Annotated in this window: 22 protein-coding genes; 10 read left to right on the top strand and 12 right to left on the bottom strand. The window is 72.3% G+C overall.

Going from position 1 to position 22,560, the window contains the following annotated elements; genetic code table 11:
* Positions 1-118: 118 nt before the first annotated feature.
* Together ACWEGE_RS28050 and ACWEGE_RS28045 are read left to right on the top strand one after the other, a co-directional pair.
* Complete coding sequence (locus tag ACWEGE_RS28050) at positions 119-1,705, top strand: DEAD/DEAH box helicase (RefSeq protein ID WP_449663433.1); 1,587 nt, start codon at positions 119-121, stop codon at positions 1,703-1,705.
* Between the two features lie 99 nt (positions 1,706-1,804).
* Positions 1,805-2,980: an 8-amino-7-oxononanoate synthase gene (locus ACWEGE_RS28045; RefSeq protein WP_449663432.1), complete on the top strand. Its 1,176-nt coding sequence runs from the start codon at positions 1,805-1,807 to the stop codon at positions 2,978-2,980.
* 207 nt (positions 2,981-3,187) lie between these two features.
* Here the strand turns inward: ACWEGE_RS28045 and ACWEGE_RS28040 are convergent, their stop codons facing one another.
* Together ACWEGE_RS28040 and ACWEGE_RS28035 are read right to left on the bottom strand one after the other, a co-directional pair.
* A complete protein-coding gene (locus ACWEGE_RS28040; protein ID WP_449663431.1) occupies positions 3,188-3,616 on the bottom strand; it encodes a GNAT family N-acetyltransferase in 429 nt (142 codons plus the stop codon).
* Between the two features lie 17 nt (positions 3,617-3,633).
* Entirely contained in the window at positions 3,634-4,449 is an 816-nt protein-coding gene (locus tag ACWEGE_RS28035) for a S1 family peptidase (protein ID WP_449663430.1), read from the bottom strand.
* A gap of 484 nt (positions 4,450-4,933) precedes the next feature.
* Here ACWEGE_RS28035 and ACWEGE_RS28030 point away from each other — a divergent pair, with 484 nt between their 5' ends.
* The gene (locus ACWEGE_RS28030; protein ID WP_449663429.1) at positions 4,934-5,473 is read left to right on the top strand and encodes a M15 family metallopeptidase; all 540 of its coding nucleotides are present in this window, start codon (positions 4,934-4,936) and stop codon (positions 5,471-5,473) included.
* Between the two features lie 97 nt (positions 5,474-5,570).
* Positions 5,571-6,965, top strand: coding sequence for a mycothione reductase (locus ACWEGE_RS28025; RefSeq protein WP_449663428.1), 1,395 nt, complete (start codon positions 5,571-5,573; stop codon positions 6,963-6,965).
* Between the two features lie 37 nt (positions 6,966-7,002).
* Here the strand turns inward: ACWEGE_RS28025 and ACWEGE_RS28020 are convergent, their stop codons facing one another.
* The 3 genes from ACWEGE_RS28020 to ACWEGE_RS28010 all read right to left on the bottom strand — a co-directional run bounded on the left by ACWEGE_RS28020 (position 7,003) and on the right by ACWEGE_RS28010 (position 10,778).
* Positions 7,003-8,529, bottom strand: coding sequence for a proprotein convertase P-domain-containing protein (locus ACWEGE_RS28020; RefSeq protein WP_449663427.1), 1,527 nt, complete (start codon positions 8,527-8,529; stop codon positions 7,003-7,005).
* 79 nt (positions 8,530-8,608) lie between these two features.
* Positions 8,609-9,508: an XRE family transcriptional regulator gene (locus ACWEGE_RS28015; protein WP_449663426.1), complete on the bottom strand. Its 900-nt coding sequence runs from the start codon at positions 9,506-9,508 to the stop codon at positions 8,609-8,611.
* 52 nt (positions 9,509-9,560) lie between these two features.
* Positions 9,561-10,778 carry a CynX/NimT family MFS transporter gene (locus ACWEGE_RS28010; protein ID WP_449663425.1) on the bottom strand — a complete coding sequence of 406 codons (1,218 nt, stop codon included), beginning with the start codon at positions 10,776-10,778 and terminating at the stop codon, positions 9,561-9,563.
* A 48-nt stretch (positions 10,779-10,826) separates the two neighbouring features.
* Here ACWEGE_RS28010 and ACWEGE_RS28005 point away from each other — a divergent pair, with 48 nt between their 5' ends.
* The 5 genes from ACWEGE_RS28005 (at position 10,827) to ACWEGE_RS27985 (ending at position 14,766) form a co-directional block, all read left to right on the top strand.
* Positions 10,827-11,510 (top strand): FadR/GntR family transcriptional regulator, encoded by a 684-nt coding sequence (locus tag ACWEGE_RS28005; RefSeq protein ID WP_449663424.1) that lies wholly within the window; start codon positions 10,827-10,829, stop codon positions 11,508-11,510.
* Positions 11,511-11,590: 80 nt separating this feature from the next.
* Positions 11,591-12,082, top strand: coding sequence for a hypothetical protein (locus ACWEGE_RS28000; protein WP_449663423.1), 492 nt, complete (start codon positions 11,591-11,593; stop codon positions 12,080-12,082).
* 55 nt (positions 12,083-12,137) lie between these two features.
* Positions 12,138-12,980 carry a DUF4097 family beta strand repeat-containing protein gene (locus ACWEGE_RS27995; RefSeq protein WP_449663422.1) on the top strand — a complete coding sequence of 281 codons (843 nt, stop codon included), beginning with the start codon at positions 12,138-12,140 and terminating at the stop codon, positions 12,978-12,980.
* Positions 12,981-13,006: 26 nt separating this feature from the next.
* Positions 13,007-13,963 (top strand): ATP-binding cassette domain-containing protein, encoded by a 957-nt coding sequence (locus tag ACWEGE_RS27990; protein WP_449663421.1) that lies wholly within the window; start codon positions 13,007-13,009, stop codon positions 13,961-13,963.
* Positions 13,963-14,766 carry an ABC transporter permease gene (locus ACWEGE_RS27985; RefSeq protein WP_449663420.1) on the top strand — a complete coding sequence of 268 codons (804 nt, stop codon included), beginning with the start codon at positions 13,963-13,965 and terminating at the stop codon, positions 14,764-14,766. Before ACWEGE_RS27990 ends, ACWEGE_RS27985 begins: the two co-directional genes overlap by 1 nt.
* A gap of 1 nt (position 14,767) precedes the next feature.
* On the opposite strand, the gene map is transcribed toward ACWEGE_RS27985, so the two are convergent.
* The 5 genes from map to ACWEGE_RS27960 all read right to left on the bottom strand — a co-directional run bounded on the left by map (position 14,768) and on the right by ACWEGE_RS27960 (position 19,661).
* Positions 14,768-15,625, bottom strand: a complete 858-nt coding sequence (gene map / locus ACWEGE_RS27980; RefSeq protein ID WP_449663419.1) for a type I methionyl aminopeptidase — start codon at positions 15,623-15,625, stop codon at positions 14,768-14,770.
* A 23-nt stretch (positions 15,626-15,648) separates the two neighbouring features.
* Positions 15,649-17,439, bottom strand: coding sequence for a penicillin-binding transpeptidase domain-containing protein (locus ACWEGE_RS27975; RefSeq protein WP_449663418.1), 1,791 nt, complete (start codon positions 17,437-17,439; stop codon positions 15,649-15,651).
* Between the two features lie 62 nt (positions 17,440-17,501).
* Positions 17,502-18,356 carry a GNAT family N-acetyltransferase gene (locus ACWEGE_RS27970; protein WP_449663417.1) on the bottom strand — a complete coding sequence of 285 codons (855 nt, stop codon included), beginning with the start codon at positions 18,354-18,356 and terminating at the stop codon, positions 17,502-17,504.
* Between the two features lie 113 nt (positions 18,357-18,469).
* Positions 18,470-18,862, bottom strand: coding sequence for a VOC family protein (locus ACWEGE_RS27965; RefSeq protein WP_449663416.1), 393 nt, complete (start codon positions 18,860-18,862; stop codon positions 18,470-18,472).
* Positions 18,863-18,866: 4 nt separating this feature from the next.
* A complete protein-coding gene (locus tag ACWEGE_RS27960) occupies positions 18,867-19,661 on the bottom strand; it encodes a helix-turn-helix domain-containing protein (protein ID WP_449663415.1) in 795 nt (264 codons plus the stop codon).
* Positions 19,662-19,752: 91 nt separating this feature from the next.
* Between ACWEGE_RS27960 and ACWEGE_RS27955 the strand changes: the two genes are divergently transcribed.
* Positions 19,753-20,007 (top strand): hypothetical protein, encoded by a 255-nt coding sequence (locus ACWEGE_RS27955; protein WP_003057586.1) that lies wholly within the window; start codon positions 19,753-19,755, stop codon positions 20,005-20,007.
* A 54-nt stretch (positions 20,008-20,061) separates the two neighbouring features.
* Here the strand turns inward: ACWEGE_RS27955 and ispG are convergent, their stop codons facing one another.
* Both ispG and ACWEGE_RS27945 read right to left on the bottom strand, forming a co-directional pair.
* Positions 20,062-21,213: a flavodoxin-dependent (E)-4-hydroxy-3-methylbut-2-enyl-diphosphate synthase gene (gene ispG, locus ACWEGE_RS27950; protein ID WP_364251045.1), complete on the bottom strand. Its 1,152-nt coding sequence runs from the start codon at positions 21,211-21,213 to the stop codon at positions 20,062-20,064.
* Positions 21,214-21,325: 112 nt separating this feature from the next.
* Positions 21,326-22,558, bottom strand: coding sequence for a M50 family metallopeptidase (locus tag ACWEGE_RS27945; protein ID WP_449663414.1), 1,233 nt, complete (start codon positions 22,556-22,558; stop codon positions 21,326-21,328).
* Positions 22,559-22,560 lie beyond the last annotated feature (2 nt).

Raw genomic sequence — 22,560 nt, 5'->3', positions numbered from 1 at the left:
AGCGATGACACGGTGTGCCGGGTCCGTCCCTGTGAACGCCCATCGCACACCATCTTGCCCTGCCTGCGCGCGGGCAGCCCGGGCCTCCCTTGCGACGAACCACGTCCGAGAGGCATTTGTGACAGTCACGTTCAACTCCGGCCACTCCTCGACGTCCGCCCGCGCGGGCCGTCCCGACCACAAGCCGCGCCAGCGGCCTGCGGGCGGCGACATGCTGCGCGACGACGCCGTCGAGACCGTGGCCACCAAGACGTTCGCCCAGCTGGGCCTGCCGGAGCCGCTGCTCCGCGCGCTCGCCGAGGCGGGCATCAACCAGCCCTTCCCGATCCAGTCCGCGACCATCCCGGACGCGCTGGCCGGCCGCGACGTGCTGGGCCGCGCCCAGACCGGCTCCGGCAAGACCCTCGCCTTCGGCCTGGCCATGCTGGCCCGGCTCGACGGCGGCAAGGCCCGCCCGAAGCGCCCCCGCGCGCTGATCCTGGTCCCGACCCGCGAGCTGGCCATGCAGGTCGCCGACTCGCTGACCCCGCTGGCCAAGGCGCTCGGCCTGTGGTGCCGCACGGCCGTCGGCGGCATGGCCTTCGCCCGCCAGGCGGACGCGCTGTCCCGCGGCGTCGACCTGCTGATCGCCACGCCGGGCCGGCTGTCGGACCACGTCCGCCAGGGCACCGCGCACCTGGGCGACTGCAACTTCATCGCCCTCGACGAGGCCGACCAGATGGCGGACATGGGCTTCATGCCGCAGGTCCGCGAGATCCTCGATCTCACCCCGCCGGGCGGGCAGCGGCTGCTGTTCTCGGCGACGCTCGACGGTGACGTCAACCGCCTGGTCAAGCAGTACCTGACCGACCCGGTGACGCACTCGGTCGCGCCGTCGACCGCGAGCGTGACGACCATGGACCACCACGTGCTCCAGGTCTCGCACCAGGACAAGCAGGACGTCATCACGCAGATCGGCGCCCGCGACGGCCGCACGATCATGTTCGTGCGCACCAAGCACCACGTCGACCGGCTCACCGAGCGGCTGCGCGAGCAGGGCGTGCACGCGGCGGCGCTGCACGGCGGCAAGACCCAGGGCCAGCGCAACCGCGTCCTCGCCGACTTCAAGGACGGCCTCACCCCGGTGCTGGTCGCCACGGACGTCGCCGCGCGCGGCATCCACGTCGACGACATCTCGCTGGTGCTGCACGTCGACCCGGCGGCCGACCACAAGGACTACCTGCACCGCGCCGGCCGCACGGCCCGCGCCGGGGCGTCCGGTGTGGTCGTCACCCTGGCGACGCACGACCAGCGCCGGATGGTCCGCCGGCTGACCGACCGCGCCGGCGTGCGCGCGGAGTCGACGACGGTCCGCCCGGGCGACGCCGAGCTGTCCCGCATCACCGGTGCCCAGGAGCCCAGCGGCGAGCCGGTCGTCGAGCGGCGGCGCGAGAACCCGCGCCGTGGCGGCGGCGGTGGCTTCCGCGGTGACCGTGGCTTCGGCGGCGGCAGCCGGGGTGGCGAGCGCGGCGGCTTCCGCGGCGAGCGCAGCTACGGCGACCGTGACCGCGGTGGCGAGCGTGGCGGCGAGCGTGGTGGTTACCGCGGCGGCGACCGCGAAGGCCGTCCCGGCGGCTTCGGCGGCCGCGGCCGCCAGCCCCGCTCGGGCAACGGCGGTGGCTACGGCCGCCCGAGCCGTGGCCCGCGTCGCGGCTACGACAGCTGAGTTCCTCCTTCGGAAGCCCCGGACCACGCGGTCCGGGGCTTCCGGCGTTTCCAGGCCCGCTTGGCGGCACCGCGTAGCCCGGATGGGAGACTGCGGGATGTGACTACGCCGCCGACGCTCCCGCCCGAAGAGGTTTTCGACTGGCTCGACGCCGAGGCGGAGAAGCGGGCGAACGCCGGGCTCGTGCGGCAGCTGCGGCCGCGTCCCGCGCAGGCCGACGAGCTGGATCTGGCCGGCAACGACTACCTCGGGCTGGCCCGCGACAAGCGCGTCGCCGGAGCCGCCGCGGCCGCCGCGCTGCGCTGGGGCGCCGGGTCCACCGGGTCGCGGCTGGTCACCGGGTCGACCGAGCTGCACACCGAGCTGGAGCTGGAGCTCGCCCGGTTCTGCGGCGCGCAGGCGGCGCTGGTGTTCTCCTCCGGCTTCGCCGCGAACCTCGGCGCGGTGACGGCGCTGTCCGGGGCCGAGTCCGCGATCGTCACCGACAAGTACATCCACGCGTCGCTGATCGAAGGCTGCCGGCTGTCGCGGGCCGACGTCGCCGCCGTGGCGCACTCGACGCCGTCGGCGATCAAGCACGCGCTGGCGACCCGGCGCAAGCCGCGGGCGCTGGTGGTGACCGACTCGGTGTTTTCGGTCGACGGCGACCTCGCGCCGCTGGAGGAGCTGGCGGGGATCTGCCGTTCGCACAGCGCGGCACTGCTGGTGGACGACGCGCACGGCTTCGGCGTCCTCGGCGAAGGCGGCCGCGGGGCGGTGCACGCGGCCGGGCTTTCGGGCGCGCCCGACGTCGTCACGACGCTGACGCTGTCGAAGTCCCTCGGCGCCCAGGGCGGTGCGGTGGTGGGGCCGCGCCGGGTGATCAAGCACCTCGTGGACACCGCACGCAGCTTCATCTTCGACACCGCGCTGGCGCCCGCGAGCGCCGCGGCCGCGTTGGCGGCGTTGCACGCGTTGAAGGAGGAGCCGGGGCTCGCCGGGAAGGTGGTCGAGAACGCGGGCAACCTGGCGATGTCGTTGAAGGCGAACGGGTTGAAGGCGAGCCTGCCGGACGCGGCCGTGATCTCGGTGCAGGCGCCGTCCGCGGAGACGGCGGTGGCGTGGGCCGCGGCGTGCGCGGAGCAGGGCATCCGGGTGGGGTGCTTCCGGCCGCCGTCGGTGCCGGACGGGATCTCGCGGCTGCGCCTGACCGCACGGGCCGACCTCACGGAGTCCGATGTGGACCGCGCGGTGAAGGTGATCACCGCGACGGCCCCGCGCGGCGCGCTCGCCTGAGCCGTACCGGAACGGACGACACGCGTACCCAGGCGGACGACACACGTACCCAAGCGGACGACTCGCGTACCCAAGCGGACGACACGCGTACCCGGAGGGTCGGGGCGCGTGATCCGAGGCGGAACTCGCGTGATTGAAGGCGGAACTCGCGTGATTGGGCGCGTATCTCGCGTGATTGGAGGGGCATCACGCGTGATTGCGGGGGCATCAGGGGCGGCGGCGCATTTTGATGTGGGGGATTCCGTCGTCGTCGAGGTACTCCGCGCCTTCGGCGATGAAGCCGTAGCGGGCGTAGAAGCCCTGGACGTAGGTCTGGGCGTCGAGGACGTACTCGCCCGGGATCGTCAGGGCCGCCTCCATCAGGCGGGCCGCCAGGCCGGCGCCGCGGGCGTGCGCCGCCGTCACCACCCGGCCGATGCGGCGGATGCCACCCGGGTCGAGCAGGACGCGCAGGTACGCCAGGACCTGGCCGTCCTCGAACCACAGGTGACGGGTGTCGGGGAGCAGGTCGCGGCCGTCGAGCTCGGGGTACGCCGCCTTCTGCTCCACGACGAACACGTCGATGCGCAGGCGGAGGATGTCGTGCAGCTGGACCGCGGTCAGTTCCGGGCCGGTCGCGTCGTGCAGGGTCGGCATACCCCTGCTTAGCACGCTCAGCCGAGGAGGCGGGGCTTGGCCTGGGTCTTGACGTCTTCGGCGTACGTCGAGACGCGCGTGTAGACGCCCGGCCTGTTCGCCTTCGCGCAGCCGTCGCCGAAGGAGACGATGCCGATCAGCGTGTCCCCGACCACGAGCGGGCCGCCCGAGTCGCCCTGGCAGGCGTCGACGCCACCCTCGGCGTAACCCGCGCACACCATCGTCCGCTGGTCGTAGACGGAGTAGTCGGCGTGGCATTCGCTGTCCGAGACCACCGGGACCTCGGCGCTGCGCAGGTAGTCGGAGCGGGCGCCGCCGTCGGCGACGCGGCCCCAGCCGAGGACCGTCGCCTGGGTGCCCGCCGCGTACAGCCCCGCGTCGCCGCTTTCGGGCAGCTTCGCGGGCCGGTAGTCGAACTGGCCGCGGACGGTGAGCACGGCGATGTCGCCGCCCTTCGTCGGGTCGGTGTAGCCCTGGCTGACCCACACCTTCGAGACGCCGAGGACCTGGCCGTCGGCCGTGCGCTTGTCCTCGCGGCCGGCCACCACGCGGATGTCCTGCTTCGCCACCGCCTTGGCGCAGTGCGCCGCCGTGGCGACCGAAGTGGAGCTCACGATCACCGCGCCGCAGAACTGGTTGCCGCCCGCGTCGGTCAGGTACACCGCGTACGGGTGGTCCGGCAGCGAAGCCTTTTCGCCGCCCACGATCCGCGGCTGGTTGGCCGAAGCCTGGTCCGCCGCCGCCGTGCCCACCACGACCGGCACGGCGACCGCGGCGACCGCGAGGAGCGCGCCGCTCGCGAACAGCAGGGACCGGCGGGACTTCACGGACATGGGACTTCCCCTTTTCGACGCAGCACGGAGCAAAGCACTCGGCACCCGGACAACTCCGGTGCGTGAACGACGTGCGCTCAATACCCTAAGCCGAGGGGGCCCAAAACGGTGTCACTGGAACGGGTGGTCTCCGCTCCCGGAGGGCTTCTGCCAAGCTGGCCGGATGTGGCGGACGGCGGCGGCGTGGGCGGCACTGGCCCTCGTCCTGAGCGCGTGCGCACCGGACGCGGCACCGCCACCCCCGCCTGCACCAGCACCAGCGCCGGCTTCGAGGACCAGCACCGCGGCCCCACCCTCGACAACGCCGTCGGCGTCGAGCGCTCCCGCCGTCCCCTGGCAGGTGGGCGCCCGGCCGCTCCCCCGCCGCCCCGACGGGTTCGGCGAGGTCGAGCCGACGCCACCCGAACTGGTGAACCGGGCACTTCCGACAAAAGACCTGTTACCGCCGCCCGTCGGAGACGCGTACGCGTCGACGATCAGCGCCGTGCCCCCGGCCGTCCTCGCGCGCAGCACCTGGCAGCCCGCCTGCCCGGTCAAGGCCGGCGACCTCCGCTACCTGACGATGTCCTTCTGGGGTTTCGACGGCCGCGCCCACACCGGCGAGATGCTGGTCAACGCCAGTGGCGCGGCCGGGATCACGAAGGTCTTCGGGCAGCTGTTCGCCGCCCGCTTCCCGCTCGAAGAGATGCGCGTGACCGCGCCGGCCGAGCTCACCGCGCCGCCGACCGGCGACGGCAACTCGACCAGCGCGTTCGTCTGCCGCCCGGCCCGCGGGCAGACGACCTGGTCGGCGCACGCCTCCGGGCTCGCCGTGGACGTCAACCCGTTCTGCAACCCCTACACCCAGGGCGACCTCGTGCTGCCCGAGCTGGCCTCGGCGTACGTCGACCGCTCGCGCAAGCGGCCCGGCATGGTCCTGCCCGGCGACGCGACCGTGCGCGCGTTCGCGGCGATCGGGTGGAGCTGGGGCGGGAACTGGACCAGCCCGACCGACCGGATGCACTTCACCGCGACCGGCCACTGACCACGTAATACGACGTTAAGCACAACCGGGAACACCCGCTCCGGCAGCGCGGTTGGCTAGGGTGGAACGACCGGAACCGGACCCCGCGGAGGATGCAGTGCCCCACTACGACCTGGTGATCGTCGGGACGGGATCGGGGAACTCCATCCTCGGCCCCGGGTTCGCCGGCCAGAAGACGGCGATCGTCGAGAAGGGCACCTTCGGCGGCACGTGCCTGAACGTGGGCTGCATCCCGACGAAGATGTTCGTGTACGCCGCCGACGTCGCGTACACGCCTTCGCACAGCGCCAAGTACGGCGTCGACGAAGAGCTGAAGGGCGTGCGCTGGCGCGACATCCGCGACCGGATCTTCGGCCGGATCGACCCGATCGCCGAAGGCGGCGCGGAATACCGCCGCCACCACGAGGACAACAAGGACGTCGATGTCTACGAGGGCACCGCCCGCTTCACCGGCCACAAGGAGCTGACCGTCGGCTTCGCCGACGGGCGCCCCGACGAGGTGCTGACCGCCGACAAGTTCGTGCTCGCCGCGGGCGGCCGCCCGGTCATCCCGGACATCCCGGGCCTGGACGACGTCGGCTACCACACCTCCGACACCGTGATGCGGCTCGACGAGCTGCCCGGACGCATCGTCATCCTCGGCGGCGGGTACATCGCGGCCGAGTTCGCGCACGTCTTCGCCTCCTTCGGCGTGCAGGTCACGCTGGTCAACCGCTCCGGGCGGCTGCTGCGCTCGGAGGACGAGGACGTCAGCGCCCGCTTCACCGAGCTGGCCGCCGAGCGGTTCGACGTCCGCCTCGAGCGCAAGACCGTGCGGGCCCGCAAGACGGACACCGGCATCGCGCTGGACCTCGAAGGACCGCAGGGCGCCGAAACCGTCGAGGGCGACGTGCTGCTGATCGCCACCGGCCGGAAGCCGAACTCCGACCTGCTCGACGTCGCCGCCACCGGAGTGACCACAATGGACAGCGGACACGTCGTGGTCGACGACTACCAGCAGACCGCGGTCGACGGCATCTACGCCCTCGGCGACCTGTCGTCGCCGCACGAGCTCAAGCACGTCGCGAACCACGAAGCCCGCGTGGTGCAGCACAACCTGCTGCACCCGGACGAGCGGATCACCGCCGACCACCGGTTCGTGCCGCACGCGGTGTTCACGCACCCGCAGGTGGCCTCGGTCGGGCTCACCGAGCAGAAGGCGCGCGAGCTCGGCGTGTCCTATGTGGTCTCGAAGCAGGACTACGCCGGGATCGCCTACGGCTGGGCGATGGAGGACACCACGGGCTTCGCGAAGCTCCTGGCCGACCCGGCGACCGGGCAGCTGCTCGGCGCGCACATCATCGGCCCGCATGCGTCGTCGGTGATCCAGCCGCTCATCCAGGCGATGAGCTTCGGCCTCGACGCGCGGAGCATGGCCCGCGGGCAGTACTGGATCCACCCGGCGATGCCGGAGCTGGTCGAGAACGCGCTGCTCAGCCTGCCCCTGGACTGAGGCACCGCGGGCCGGGACGCACCCGGCCCGCGGCCGCTCACAGGGTGATCGACCAGCTGTCCAGGGTGCCGGTGTCGCCGGGACCGTAGTCGGTGACGCGCAGCTGCCAGCGGCCGCCGGCCGGCGAGGACGCCGGAACCGTGAACGTCCGGGTGCCGTTCCACGCCGTGCACGTGCTGCCGCCGCTGTACTTGAGCGGGTACGCCTTGCTGCCGGGGTCGAGCAGGGTGACTCCGAGGTCCTCGGCGCACGTGTGCCGCAGCGTCACCGCGACGGAAAGCGGCGTCGCCGCCTGGCCGGTCAGCGTGGACGTGACCGGGCTGAACACCTGCTGGTAGTCGCGGATCGGGTAGTCCGTGTCGTTGGTCAGCGTCCGGCCGCCCGGCGCCGGGCCACTGCCGGTCACCAGGGTGAGCTGCCACTTGTCCAGCGCCTCGGCGACCGGCTGGAAGAGCGACAGGTCACCGTCGGAGGGGTTCTGGACGCACTGCGACGGGCCGCCGTCGTGCAGGCCGGTGGCCTTGTCGCCGAGCAGCCAGCCGCCGCCGGAGTCGCCGCCGAGGGAGCACGCCGTCGTCCAGGTCAGGTCGTCGATCACCAGGCCGCCGCCGTAGTCGGCGGACTTGTGCGTGTACTTGACCTCGCCGCACTGCCAGTGCGAGGTGTTGCCGGAGTGGCAGACCCGGTCACCGACCATCGCCTCGGCCGCGCCGGACAGCGTGATCGCCGGCCGGCCCCAGGTGTTCACCGACGCCGACAGGGACCACCCGGCCTCCGTCACCGCGACGACACCCATGTCGCCTTCGCGGGCGTTGACGCTGTGCGTGCCGCCGACGTTCGACGTGCCGATCCGGTTCTGCTGTCCCGAAGCGCCGTACGCGGCCTGGTCGCGGTCGTTCGTGCAGTGGCCGGCGGTCAGGAAGTGCTTCGCGCCGGCGGAGTCGGTCACCGGGAAGCCGACCGAGCAGTTGCTCTCGCTGCCCGGCCACCACGGGTTGCCGGTCTGGATGGTGCCCGACTGCTGCCGCGGCGACGTCGTCGTCTCGGTGATCCGGACGCCGAGTTCCCGTGCGCGCGAAAGGAAGCTTTCGGTCGCGGCCGTCTTCTTCGTCCGGTCGACGTCCACGCCAACCTCGTTGGCCCGGACGTCGACACCCCAGCCGTAGACGCCGGGAACACCGGCCCCGACCAGGGCGCGGACGGCCGAAGCGGTGCGGTCGAGCTCGGCCCGGCTCCGGGTCACGACCTGGGCCGCCGCCCCCGCGGCACGAGCCTCCTCGGCCGCTTCGGGAGTCGTGACCGCGAGGGTCAGCCGACCGGTCGCGGCGTCGAACCACTCTCCCGCAGCCTGCGCCCGGACCGGCGCGGGCAGGGTCGCGGCCAGCCGGTGCGCCCGGTCCTGGGCGGTGAGCTGGTCCCGGGCCTGGCCGGTGGACAGCCCGAACGCCGCGGCGACGCCCGCCACCTCGGCGTCCGGGTGGTCCGGTGCCGCTTCGGCGGGCGCGACGCCCAGTCCCAGCGCGGCCAGCGCGGCCGCGCTCACGGCGGAAACGAATCTGCGCATTCGTGTTCTCCTCGGATCGGCGAGTGGAGTGCGCAGACGGTAAGCCGCCGGAATGCCCGCGGTGCAGATCCGCAAGTCCTTAACAGTTAACTGGCCAGTCCCACGCGAAACCGTAGCGACCGGGGCCGAAGTTCAGCGCGACCCCGTGCACGGCACCGGATTCCGGGACGACGTCGGCGGTTTCGCCGGGCTCGGCGAACCGGTGGCACACCGCCGGAACCGCCTCCGGGGAGAACCGGATTTCGAGCACGTATTCGCGGACCGGGAGCCGGAACTTCCGTTCGTAGTTCGTCGCGACCGGGTGCGGCGCGCGATTCACCAGCGTGTGTTCGGTGATGACCGTTTCGCCGCGCAGCAACGGCCTGCCGAAGAGCAGCTCGACGACGAGGAGGCCGTCTTCGGGCTTGAGCACGCTGCGGCCGGCGTGGCAGCCCCGCAGGGACCGCAGCTCCGGCAGCGGCCGGTCGTGCTCGTCGAGGTGCAGGATCACCACCCAGCGGTCCGGGCCGTCGGCCTCGGCCCGCAGCACCTGCCGCGACCGGATCTCCAGCTCCTCACGGCCCGGCCCGACCACGACGACGTCGTGCTGGCTGAGCCGGGTCAGCCGCTCGTCCCACCGCGTGTCCACATCGGACACCGCGGCGTCGATGCGCGGCCCGTCCGGCCAGAACCGGCCGATCTCGGCGGGCGCGCAGCGGCGCGACCGAGGCGGGCCGAGCAGCGCGCCCAGCGAACCGGCCGGCACCTCGAGGACGGCTTCGAGCTGCCGCAGCCCGCGAAGCGAGTCGCGCCGTTCGGGGCGGCTGCGGCCGGACTGCCAGTAGCTCAACGTCGCCGTCGTGACCGAGACGCCGCGGGTGCGCAGGTGCTCGCGGAGCCGGTCGAGGCTCAGCCCGCGGGCGCGGATGGCCGCGCGCAGGGCCGCGTCGAACGGGCCCTCGCGCAGCAACGTCCCGAGGTCCGGCACCGGCACGGCCATCCGGTGAGCTTAAGCCGCCGCAACCCGTACGAAAGGCGTTAACTGTTGAGAATCAGACGAAGCGGTGCCGCCCGGCGAGGGCGCCGAATGCCATCTGGACGCCGAGCAGGCCGAGCAGCATGGCCAGCGGCACCGTCCAGCCGCCCGCGAGGTCGTGCAGCAGGCTGAACAGGAAGGGCCCGAGCGCGGCGAACAGGTAGCCGAACCCCTGGGCCATCCCGGACAGCCGGGCGGTGTCGGCGCCGGTCCGGGCGCGCAGCGCGATCACGGTCAGCGCCAGCGAGAAGTTGCTCATCCCGAGGCCGACGAGGATGCTCCAGAGCAGCGGCGACCACGACGGCGCGAGCATCAGCCCGGCGGTCCCGGCGACGCCGAACACGCCGAGGCCCAGGATCCACGGGCTCTGCCCGCGCTGCCGGGCCGCCATCGGCGAGACGACGAGGCTGATCGGCACGGCGATCAGCGAGACCAGGCCGAACAGCAGCCCGGCCTCGTCGCGCGGCACGCCCGCGTCCATCAGCACCTGCGGGAACCAGCCCATCGCGGCGTAGGCGTAGAAGGCCTGCAGGCCGAAGAAGCCGGTGACGATCCAGGCCAGCCGGTTGCGCAGCAGCGACCGGCCGCCTTCGGCGCCTTCGGCGGGCCGCGGTGTCCGGCCGGTGCCGCGGGCTGCGAAAATCCACGCCAGCAGCGCGACGACGGCGAGGACGGCCCAGCCGCCCAGCGCCGGGCGCCAGCCACCCAGGGCGTCGCCCAGCCGCGGGGTCACCGCCGACCCGAGGGCGCCGCCGCCCTGCAGCGCGGCGGTGTAGACGCCGGTCAGCATGCCGATGCGCGCCGGGAAGGAGTCCTTGATGACGACCGGGATGAGCACGTTGATCAGGGCGATCCCGGCGGTGGCGACGAGCGTCCCGCCGAGCACCACGGCCGGTCCGTCGAGCACGCGCAGCACGAGCCCGGCGGCCAAGGCGGCCAGCGCGACCGCGATGGCGGCACCGATCCCGGCCCGGCGCGCGAGCAGCGGCGCGGCCAGCCCGGCGCCCGCGAAGCAGAGCGTCGGCAACGTCGTGAGCACCCCGGCCCAGACCACGGACGCACCCAGGTCCGCCCGCATTTCGGCGAGCATCGGGCCGACACCGGTGATGGCCGGACGCAGGTTGAGGGCGGTGAGCACCACCGCGACCGCGAGCAGCGCCCCGGCGGCGACCACGCCCGGCGTCCGGATTTCGACGGCGCCGTCCAGTTCGGGTTCACGGTGTTCGACGGGCATGTCCGTTACTATCGCATACGTAGGATGATTGGATGAAGGGATAATCCTGTGCCGCTGGCCACCACGCGCCGGACAGGCCTCGTCGACCAGGTCATCGAGCAGCTGCGGACCGCGGTCACGCAGGGCGAATGGCCGATCGGCGAACGCATCCCGACCGAAGCCGAGCTCGTCGAGCAGCTCGGCGTCGGGCGCAACACCGTCCGCGAAGCCGTCCGCGCGCTCGCGCACACCGGGCTCCTGGAGGTCCGGCAGGGCGACGGCACCTACGTGCGCGCCACGAGCGAGGTGTCCGGCGCGATCCGCCGGCTCTGCGGCTCGGAACTGCGCGAAGTCCTGCAGGTCCGGCGCACCCTGGAGGTGGAAGGTGCCCGGCTCGCGGCGGTCGAGCGGACCGGCGAAGAGGTCCAGGAGCTGTGGGAGCTGCTCGCCCGCCGGGACGTCGACCTGCGCGAAGGCCGCTGGCAGGACTTCGCCCGCACGGACGCGGAGTTCCACTGCGCGGTGGTCGCGGCCGGGCACAACCGGCTGCTGACCGAGCTCTACCGCGGGCTGACCGAGGTCATCGCGGCCAGCATCGCGACGACGTCCAGCATCGCGCCGGGCGCCGACCACGCACCGGAAATCGGCCACGAAGGGCTCGCCCAGGCCATCGCCGACCGGGACCCGGAGCGCGCGGCCGCCGAGGCCTGCGGGTTCCTCGACGAGCTCCTGGACCGCGCCGCACACTCCTGACCTGCAAGTTTCCCGGCGTCGACCCCTAAGGGTGCCATTTCAGGGTTGTCGTGGCACCACCGTGGTGCCACAGTAGTGCCATGGACCTGACGCCCTTCGTGGACAGCCTCCGCCGCGAGTTCGCGGTAGCCGCCGAGGCGGCCGGAGACGACGCTGTCGCCCTGGCCGAGCGGCTGGCCTCCCCGCTGGAGTCCGCCATCCGGCTCACCCTGCTCGACGCCCTGTCGGCCGCGGCCGACGAGATCACCCGCGACCTCGCTCCCGGTTCCGTGGAAGTCCGCCTGCGCCGGCGCGAAGCCGAGTTCGCCGTCGCGCCCCCCGCGGCACCCGAACCCGCGCCCGCCGAGGCGCCAGCTCCCCCGCCCGAGGCCGACGACGGCGCCGTCGCCCGGATCAACCTGCGGCTGCCCGACCAGCTGAAGCAGCGGGTCGAGGAAGCGGCGAGCCGCGAGAAGCTCTCCATCAACGCCTGGCTCGTCCGGGCCGCGAACACCGCGCTCGGCGCCGACGCGAGCCGTCCCACGCACCGCCGTTCCGTCTACGGCGAGAAGTACACCGGCTGGGTCCGCTGACCCGCCCGCTCTGACCGGCAAAAACACTCTCGAAGCACCCCAGGAGGGCGCAGCCATGCCATTTTTCGCCACCCCCGAGCCGATCACGGCCACGCTCGACGTCAGCATGGCCGACGTCCGGATCGTCGCCGGCGACCGCATCGAAACCACCGTCGAGGTCCGGCCGGCCGACCCGGGCGACAACGAGGACGTGAAGGCCGCCGCCAAGACCCGCGTCGAGTTCGCCGACGGCGAGCTGCTGGTCAAGGGCCCGAAGTACACCACCAAGCTGTGGGGCAAGGGCGGCGCGCTGCACGTCACGGTCGAGCTGCCGGCCGGCTCCCGCGTCAAGGCGTCGTCCGCGATGGGCGACATCCACGTCACCGGCCGTCTCGGCGACAGCCGGCTCAAGACGTCCGTGGGCAACATCCACCTCGACGAGACCTCGCGGCTGGAAGCGAACACCGCGACCGGTGACGTCTTCGTCGACCGGGCCACCGGGCACGCCGAGGTCGGCACCGGCTCCGGCGAGCTGCGGATCCGCGAGATCGACGGCACCGCGGTGCTGAAGAACTCCAACGGCGAGACCCGCGTCGGCGAGGTGACCGGCGACCTGCGCGTCAGCACGGCCAACGGCGACATCCTGGTCGATCTCGCCCACGCCGGCGTCAACGCGAAGACCGCCGCCGGCGACATCCGGCTCGGCGAGGTCATCCGCGACCGGGTCGTCCTCGAGACCGCCGTCGGCGAGATCGAGGTCGGCATCCGCGAGGGCAGCGCCGCGTGGCTCGAGCTCAACTCCCTGACCGGGTCCGTGCGCAACATGCTCACGCCGTCCGACGGGCCGGGCGGCACCACCGAGACCGTCGAGGTCAAGGCCCACACCTACACCGGCGACATCGTCGTCCGCCGGGCCTGAAACTCCACGAGAACAAGGGGAATTCCATGTCAGATGCCATCGTGGCCGAGGGATTGGTCAAGAAGTACGGGAAGGTCACCGCGCTCGACGGCATGTCGCTGCGGGTGCCGGAAGGCACGGTGCTGGGGGTGCTCGGGCCGAACGGCGCCGGGAAGACCACCACCGTCCAGATCCTCACGACGCTGCAGAAGCCGGACGCGGGCCGGGCCGTGGTCGCCGGGTTCGACGTCGTGAAGGACGCGCACGAGCTGCGCTCGCACATCGGCGCCTCGGGGCAGTACGCCGCCGTCGACCAGGAACTGACCGGGGCCGAGAACCTCGAGATGGTCGGCAGGCTGTACCACCTGGGGACCAAGCGGGCCAAGGCCCGCGGCCGGGAGCTGCTCGCCCGGTTCAGCCTCGAAGACGCGGCCGATCGCCCGGTCAAGGGCTACTCCGGCGGCATGCGGCGCCGGCTCGACCTGGCCGGCGCGCTGGTCGCCAACCCGCCGGTGCTGTTCCTCGACGAACCGACGACCGGGCTCGACCCGCGGGCCCGCACCGAGCTGTGGGACGTCATCACCGAACTGGTCGCCGGCGGCACCACGCTGCTGCTGACCACGCAGTACCTGGAAGAGGCCGACCGGCTGGCCGACAGCATCGCCGTCGTCGACCACGGCCGCGTGATCGCCCGCGGCACCGCCGACGAGCTCAAGGACCTCGTCGGCGGCGAGCGGATCGAGCTCACCGTCGGCACGCACGACGACGTCCTCGTGGCCCGGCGGGCGCTGGCCCGGCTGGCCAGCGGGGAGCCGCAGGCCGAGGCGTTCCGCCTCACCGTGCCCGTGACCCACGGCGCGAAAGCGCTTACCGAAGCACTGGCGCTGCTCGCCGCGGACGGCGTCGACGTCCGTGACGTCGGCGTCCGCCGCCCCACCCTCGACGACGTGTTCCTGTCCCTCACCGGCCACGAGACGGCCGAACCCGCGAAGGAGGCCGTGTGATGAACGCGGTGCAGATGGCCGTCACCGACGGCGTGACCGTGGCCAAGCGCAACTCGATCAAGATCGTCCGGTCGCTGGACCTGCTCGGGTCCATCGTCTTCACGCCGGTGATGTTCGTGCTGCTCTTCGGCTACGTGTTCGGCAGCGTGATCGACATCCCGGGAATGTCCTACCGCGAGTTCATGCTGCCGGGGATCTTCGTCCTCGCGGTGGCGATGGGCAGCATCGTCACCGGCTACGGCCTGACCGACGACCTGCAGAAGGGCATCATCGACCGGTTCCGCTCGCTGCCGATGTCCCCGGCCGCGGTGCTCATCGGACGGACCACGGCGGATCTGATCCTGAACGTGACGAGCCTGCTCATCATGGGCCTGGTCGGCCTGCTGGTCGGCTGGCGCATCCACACCGGCGTCTTCGAGGCACTCGGCGGCGTGCTCCTGCTGCTCGCCTTCGCCTACGCGCTGTCGTGGGTGATGGGGACGCTGGGCCTGGCCGTGCGCAAGCCCGAGGTGTTCAACAACGTCTCGAGCGTGGCGATCTTCCCGCTGACGTTCCTGGCCAACACGTTCGTCGACAGCGGCCGCCTGCCCACCCCGCTGCGGGTGATCGCGGACTGGAACCCGGTCTCGGCGATCACCCAGGCGGCACGGGAGCTGTTCGGCAACACCAGCGCGGCCATGCCGGTGCACGACGCCTGGCCGATGCAGCACGCGATCCTGGCGTCGGTGCTGTGGATCGCGCTGCTGCTGGCGATCTTCGTGCCGCTGTCGGTGCGCTGCTACAAGAAGGCGACCAGCCACTGAGCTACGGCAGCGTGAGGATCTCGCTGCCGTCGGCCGTCACCACGAGGGTGTGCTCGAACTGGGCCGTCCACTTCTTGTCCTTCGTGGTGACGGTCCAGTCGTCGGCCCAGATGTCGTAGTCGATGGTGCCCAGGGTGATCATCGGCTCGATCGTGAAGGTCATGCCCTCCTCGATGATCGTGTCGACGGAGGGCTCTTCGTAGTGCAGGACCGTCGGCGGCGTGTGGAACGCCGGGCCGACGCCGTGGCCGGTGAAGTCGCGGACCACGCCGTAGCCGAAGCGCTTGGCGTAGGACTCGATCACCCGGCCGATGACGTTCAGCTGGCGGCCCGGCCGGACCGCCTTGATCGCCCGCAGCGTCGCCTCACGGGTGCGCTCCACCAGCAGGCGGGCCTCCTCGGAGACGTCGCCGGCCAGGAAGGTCGCGTTCGTGTCGCCGTGGACGCCGCCGATGTAGGCGGTGACGTCGATGTTGCAGATGTCGCCGTCCTCGATCACCGTCGAGTCCGGGATGCCGTGGCAGATCACCTCGTTGAGCGAGGTGCAGCACGACTTCGGGAACCGGCGGTAGCCCAGCGTCGAGGGGTAGGCGTGGTGGTCGAGCAGGAACTCGTGCACGACCTTGTCGATGTCGTCCGTGGTGGCGCCCGGCTTGACGGCCTTGCCGCCCTCCTCCAGCGCCTGGGCCGCGATGCGGCTCGCCACCCGCATCGCCTCGATCACCTCGGGCGTGCGCACGCCGTTGCCGGTGTCCCGCTTCGGCGCCGGCTTGTCCACGTACTCGGGACGGGCGATGGAACTGGGGACGTCACGGCGCGGCGTCTGGACGCCGGGAACGAGCGGGGCACGAACGGACATGCCCCCACCTTACGACGGTCCGCTCAGCCGATCCCCGCCAGGAACCGGTGCGCGGCCTGCACCGCCGGTTTGGACGACCCGGCATCGGTGAGGAGCACGGCGAACGCCAGGTCACCGCGGTAGCCGACGAACCACCCGTGTGAGTGGGAGCCATCACCGAACTGAGCGGTGCCGGTCTTGCCCGCGACGTCGGGGATGTCCCGCAGCCCGGTCGCGGTACCGCTGGTGACGACCTCCCGCATCATCCCGCGCAGCGCGTCGAGGACCTCCTGCGACGGCGGGTCGCCGACGTTCTTCGTGGCCGCCGGCAGGCCCTTGACGATCGACGGCGACGGCACCTTCCCGGCCTGCACGGTGGCCGCGACCAGCGCCATGCCGAACGGGCTGACCACCACCCGGCCCTGACCGAAGCCGTTTTCCGCCCGCTGGACGGCCGAGTCGCTGGCCGGGACGTCCCCGGTGACCGTGGTCAGGCCCGGGACGACGAAATCGGCGCCGAGACCGAACGAGCGGGCGGTGTCGGTCAGCGACGGCCCCGGCAGGCCGGAGGCGAGCCGGGCGAAGGTCGTGTTGCAGGACCGTGCGAACGCCGTCTTCAGCGGCACCCGCCCCAGGTCGAAGCGGCCTTCGTTGGGGACGACGCGGTTTTCGACCGTCGTCACCCCCGGGCAGTCCACCGGGCTGCCCGCCTCGACCTCCCCCGCCGACAGCGCGGCCGCCGCCGTGACGATCTTGAACGTCGAGCCCGGCGGGTAGCGGCCGGACAGGGCCAGCGAACCCTCCTCGTCGGCGGCGTCGTTCTGGGCCACCGCGAGGATGTCCCCGCTCGAGGGCTGGATCGCGACCAGCGCGGCGGAGTACGGCTCGGTTTCGAGGGCCTTCTCGGCGGCGGCCTGGATCTTCGCGCTGAGCGTGCTGGTGACCGCGGGCGCCGGCCGCGGCGGCTCGGCCTTGAGCTCGGCGGCCTCCCCGCCGGTGACGTCGCGGGTGACGATCCGCCAGCCCGCCGCCCCGGCCAGCTGCTGTTCGACCAGCGCGCGGATGCCGGGCAGGACCTGCTGCCCCGACCCGCGCGTCACCGGCAGCAGCCGCTCCTGGCTGGCGAAGCGGACGCCGGGCAGGTCGTAGATCGCCGGCTTGACCCGCTGGTAGTCCCCGGCGCGCAGGCTGATCACCGGGTAGGCGTCGCCGGGCTTGGTCTTGGCCATCCCGTCCAGCACGGACCGGCCGGTGACCGAGGGCTCGTACCGGTGCAGCGCCCTGGCCAGCGTCCCGGCGACGGCGTTCGCGTCCCCGGCCTTCTGCGGGTCGACGACCACGCCGATCACGGTCTGCGGGCGCATCAGCGCGACGCCGTCGCGGTCGAGGACCGGCGCCGTCTCGGGCAGCTGCGGCAGCAGGCCAAGGGTCTGGCCGACGGCCAGCTGGGGGTGCACGACCGTCGGCTGCCAGTGCACCTGCCAGCCGTTCTCGGCCGCGCGCAGCTGGGCGTCGGCGCGGTAGGACCAGGTGCGGCCGTGCGGCAGGTGCCAGGTGAGCCGGTAGCCGGCGGTCACGACGTCGCCGTCCGGCTGCTTCACCTCTTCGTCGTCGACGTCGAGGGCTTCGGGGTCGAGCACCCCGCGGACCTGGCTCAGCACGGTCTTCGCGGCTTCGGGCGAGTCGGTGTTCGCCGCCGCGGCGGCGACGTCCCCGGACGCGACGGCGTCCAGGAAGGTGGAGAGGGCGTCTTCGGGACTGTCGCCCGAGCACCCGGCCGTGGTCGCGGCGACGAGCAGCAGCACCGCGAGGGCACCGTGGCGACGTGCACTCATGGCCGGATGATGTCTGGTCACCAGCGGTGCGGCCGCGTCGAAACACCGCCACGGAAGAGTGGTTAGAACAGCACCGTCGCGTACTGGCCGACCTGCTGGAACCCGATCTTGCGGTAGGCCGCGAGGGCGGGGGTGTTGAACGCGTTGACGTAGAGGCTGGCGGTGCGGCCCAGGCCGCGGACGAGCCGGTTCACGACCGCGGCGGTGCCGGCGGTGCCGAGCCCGTCGCCGCGGCGGTCGGGGTGCACCCAGACGCCCTGGATCTGCCCGACGGTGGCCGACATGGCGCCGATCTCGGCCTTGAAGACGACCTCGCCGTCCTCGAAGCGGGCGAACGCGCGGCCGGCGCCGATCAGCTCGGTGACCCGGGCGCGGTAGCTGGCCCCGCCGTCGCCGCTGCGCGGGTCGACGCCGACCTCCTCGATGAACATCGAGACGGCCGCGGGCAGGTACCGCTCGAGCTCGTCCGGCCGGACGGGCCGGACGAGCGGATCGGCGGCGACGAGCGGGGTGCTGTCCAGAGCCATCAGCGGCTGGTCGTCGCGGACCTCGCGGGCCGGGCCCCACTCGCCTTCGAGCTCGTCCCACAAGCCGAGGACCTGCTCGGCCGGGCCGACGAGCGAAGAGCAGGTGCGCTGCCGCCGCAGCGCGCGGTCGGCGAAGGAGCGCAACGCGGGCGCGTTGCCCCTGAGCGGGATGAGGTTCGGCCCGGAGAAGCACAGCCCTTGGAGCCGTCCGGCCCGGACCGGACGGCTGTCGGCGGCCCAGAGCTCACCACCGAGCCGCCACGGGTCGAGACCGGCGGCCTCGACCCGCGCGCTGACCATGCAGCTGCCCACGGGATCCGCGGCCAGAGCGGCACGGACCGCCGGATAGTCCCGATCATCGAGCAGCCGTGCACCTGCAAGCCGCAACACGGGCTCCAGGGTGCCAGATTCGACTGCTAAACGGAACGCAAGCCTCTCGACACGCTGAGATGAACAGCCGTCGCCGAGCGTTCCGGCCGGATGACCGGTGACCTGAGGTGACGTCAGGGCGCGCCGCGGTAGGTGCCGATCGTCCAGGAGTTGCCCTCCGGGTCGCGCAGGCTGAACGTGTGCGACCCGTAGTCGGTGTCGGCCGGCTCCGCCGTCACCTCCGCGCCGGCGGCCTTCACCCGCGCGTACACCTCGTCCACCTTGTCCGACACCACGTACACCGCGGAGGCGCCCGGTTTCATCGCGTCGTGGACGCCGTCCGGTGGCCGGACGCTGCCCAGCATCACCGCGCCGCCCTCGGGCCAGCGCAGTTCGGCGTGCGCGATCAGTTCGCCTTCAGGCACCACCAGCGCTTCGGTGAAGCCCAGGACGTCGACGAGGAAGCGGACCGCGGCCGGGGCGTCGTCGTACCGGAGGGCGGGCCAGACGTTCGGTTCGGGAGTCATGCCGTCAGCTTCGCGCCACCTCCGCCTCCTGGTCTTGGAGGAACGGGAGCTCCTCGGCGATCCACGTGCCCGGCGTGCAGCCCGCCAGCGCACGCCACTCGTTCGTCAGGTGCGCCTGGTCGTAGAACCCGCACTCCGCCGCCAGCGCCGCGAGGTCCGCGTGCCCGCGCCGCAGCAGGCGCCCGGCCCGCTCGAACCGCAGCACCCGCGCCGCCTGCTTCGGCGCCAGGCCCAGCTCCGCGCGGAAGCGCTCGCCCAGGTGCCGGCGGCTCCAGCCGACCTCGTCCGCCAGGTCCGCGACGCGCACCCGGCCGTCCGCACCCCGCATCCGGCGCCACGCCTCCCCCAGCTCGGGCGGCGGCGCCACCGGTTCGACGGCGCGGGCGGCCAGGACCTCGTCGAGCAGCGCGAACCGCTCGCGCCAAGGCAGCTCCCGCAACCGCTCCGGCAGCGAGCCGAGGCCGAAGTCGGCGAGGTCGGCGACCTCGCCGCTCAGCTCCGCCGCCGTGACGCCGAACAGCGTCCGCACGCCCAGCGGGTCGAGCTCCAGCTGCACGCCTTCCTGCACGCGGTCCTGCCGGATCAGCACCGCGCTCGTGTGCAGCCCGCCGACCAGCGCCTGCAGGCTCCGCCCGGCCATGCGCACCGGCCCGGCGAGGCTGATGACGAGCGTCACGTGCCGGGACGGCAGGCCGCGGTGGACGGCCAGCGTGACCTCGTCCTGCGCGTACCCGACATAGCGCGTGACCAGGGGCCGCACCACCGGGTGCGGCTCGTGAATAGCCCAGGTCACGGTCACGAATGCCAGCGTAAACGGCACCACCGACAGTTTTCGGTGGCTCGGGTCTGATAACACGGACGTGCGTCCCCACCGCGGAAGGAACCACCCGATGACGATCCAGGAGCAGGCGCAGCAGCTGGAGCTGCTCGCCGACCAGGTGCCGACCGGCATCGCGCTCGCCACCAAGAGCGACCTCGAAGACCTCCAGGCCCAGGTGCTCGGCCTGCTCGGCGAGACGTCCACGGCCACCGCGATCCAGGGCGCCATCCAGCTCGCCTCGCAGCAGATCGACGAGGTCGCGGCCGCGCTCGAGAACGTCCGCCTGCAGATCCGGGACGCCGCCCAGCACCACCTCCAGGGCTGATGACGCGCCGAAGCCCTCCTCACCGGCGGGTGGGGAGGGCTTCGGCGAACGGATTCAGCCGGCCGTGACGACCGGCGCACCCTCGCCAAGGGACTCGCCCGCCTCCTCGGCGATGCGCATGGCCTCTTCGATGAGCGTCTCGACGATGGCGTGCTCCGGCACGGTCTTGATGACCTCGCCCTTGACGAAGATCTGGCCCTTGCCGTTGCCCGACGCGACGCCGAGGTCGGCCTCGCGAGCCTCGCCCGGCCCGTTCACGACGCAGCCCATGACGGCCACGCGCAGCGGGATCTCCATGCCCTCGAGCCCGGCCGTGACCTGCTCGGCGAGCGTGTAGACGTCGACCTGCGCGCGCCCGCACGAGGGGCACGACACGATCTCCAGCTTGCGCGGCCGCAGGTTGAGCGACTGCAGGATCTGGATGCCGACCTTGACCTCTTCGACCGGCGGCGCGGACAGCGAGACGCGGATCGTGTCGCCGATGCCCTGGCGCAGCAGCGCACCGAACGCGACGGCCGACTTGATCGTGCCCTGGAACGCCGGGCCGGCCTCGGTGACGCCGAGGTGCAGCGGGTAGTCGCACTGCTCGGCCAGCAGCTCGTAGGCGCGCACCATGACCACCGGGTCGTTGTGCTTCACCGAGATCTTGATGTCGTGGAAGTCGTGCTCGGCGAACAGCGACGCCTCCCACAGCGCCGACTCGGCCAGCGCCTCGGGTGTCGCCTTGCCGTACTTGTCCATGATCCGCTTGTCGAGCGAGCCGGCGTTGACGCCGATCCGGATCGGCGTGCCGTGGTCCTTCGCGGCCTGCGCGATCTCCTTGACCTGGTCGTCGAACTTCCGGATGTTGCCCGGGTTCACGCGCACCGCGGCGCAGCCGGCCTCGATCGCGGCGAAGACGTACTTCGGCTGGAAGTGGATGTCGGCGATCACCGGGATCTGCGACTTCTTCGCGATCGCGGGCAGCGCCTCGGCGTCGTCGGCCGACGGGCAGGCCACGCGCACGATGTCGCAGCCCGCGGCGGTCAGCTCGGCGATCTGCTGCAGGGTCGCGTTGACGTCGGAGGTGAGCGTCGTCGTCATCGACTGGACGGAGATCGGGTGGTCGCTGCCGACGCCGACCGAACCCACCTGGAGCTGGCGGGTCTTGCGGCGCTCGGACAGGACGGGCGGGGGCAGGGCGGGCATACCGAGTGCGACGGTCACGGCTTCCAGGGTACCTACCCCTACTGGGGTCCCTTCACCATGTCAACCGTCACGGTGAGCAACTCGACGGCCGGAGTGAGCGGCCCTGGGCGGGCCGCCACTCCGCCGTGGGCTACTGGGTGAGCCGAATGGGGTTGACGATATCGGCCGTGACCGTGAGTAGCGTCACGGCGCCACCGATGAGCACCAGCACCATCGTGATCCCGGACAGCCTGGTGTAGTCGACCGGTCCCCCGGCCGCCTTGCCGCGCAGACCGCGGATCCAGTCGCGGACGCGCTCGTACCAGACCACCGCGATGTGGCCGCCGTCCAGCGGCAGCAGCGGCAGCAGGTTGAACACGCCGATGAAGAAGTTCAGGCTGGCCAGCAGGAAGAAGAACAGCACCCAGATGCCCTGCTCGACGGCCTCGCCGCCGATCCGGCTCGCGCCGACGACGCTGACCGGGGTGTTCGGGTCGCGCTCGCCGCCGAAGATCGCGGTGACCACGGCGGGGATGCGCTCGGGGAACTGCACGAGCCGCTGGGCGGTCTCGGCGAACATCGTGCCGGTGAAGCTGAACGTGGCGCCGATCGCGGCCACCGGGCCGTACTGCACGGTCAGCGGCTCCTGCGCCGGCGAGGCGCCGATCATGCCGACGTCCTTGACGGCGGAGCCGTTCCAGCGCTGCACCTTCGGCACGTCGACGACGAGCCAGAGCTGCTGGTCGCCGCGCTGCACCTCGAACACCGTGCGGCCGCTGGTGGCCTGCACCGCGGTGAGCATCTCCGACCAGGTCGCGACCGGCTTCCCGCCGACCGCGAGCACCTTGTCGCCGCGCTGCAGCCCGGCCGACTTCGCCGGGGTCGGCGCGCCCGGCGGGCAGGTGGGGTTCTTCGCCTGGGCCTCGGCCTCGGCCTTGGACGTGGTCGACACGGCGCAGGAGGTCGAGTCCAGGACGGGCTGGGTCGGGGCCTGGGCCGCGACGTTCGGCAGGCCCATGGTCACGGCCATCAGGTAGAGGACCACGAACCCCAGGATGAAGTGGGTGATCGACCCGGCCGACATCACGACGGTGCGCTTCCAGGTCTTGAACCGCCACATCGCGCGCGGCGCCTCGTCCGGGGTCACCTCGTCGAGCGCCGTCATGCCGGCGATGTCGCAGAACCCGCCGAGCGGGATCCACTTCAGGCCGTACTCGGTCTCCCCGCGGCGCCAGGAGAACACCGTCGGCCCGAAGCCCACGAAGTACCGGCGGACCTTCATGCCGAAGGCCTTGGCCGTGACCATGTGGCCGGCCTCGTGCAGCGCGACTGAGACGCAGATCCCCAGCGCGAAGAGCACCACACCGATGATGTAGGCGAGCACCC

The organism is Amycolatopsis sp. NPDC004747 (assembly GCF_053601335.1).
This window is presented reverse-complemented; position numbering and strand designations above follow the sequence as displayed.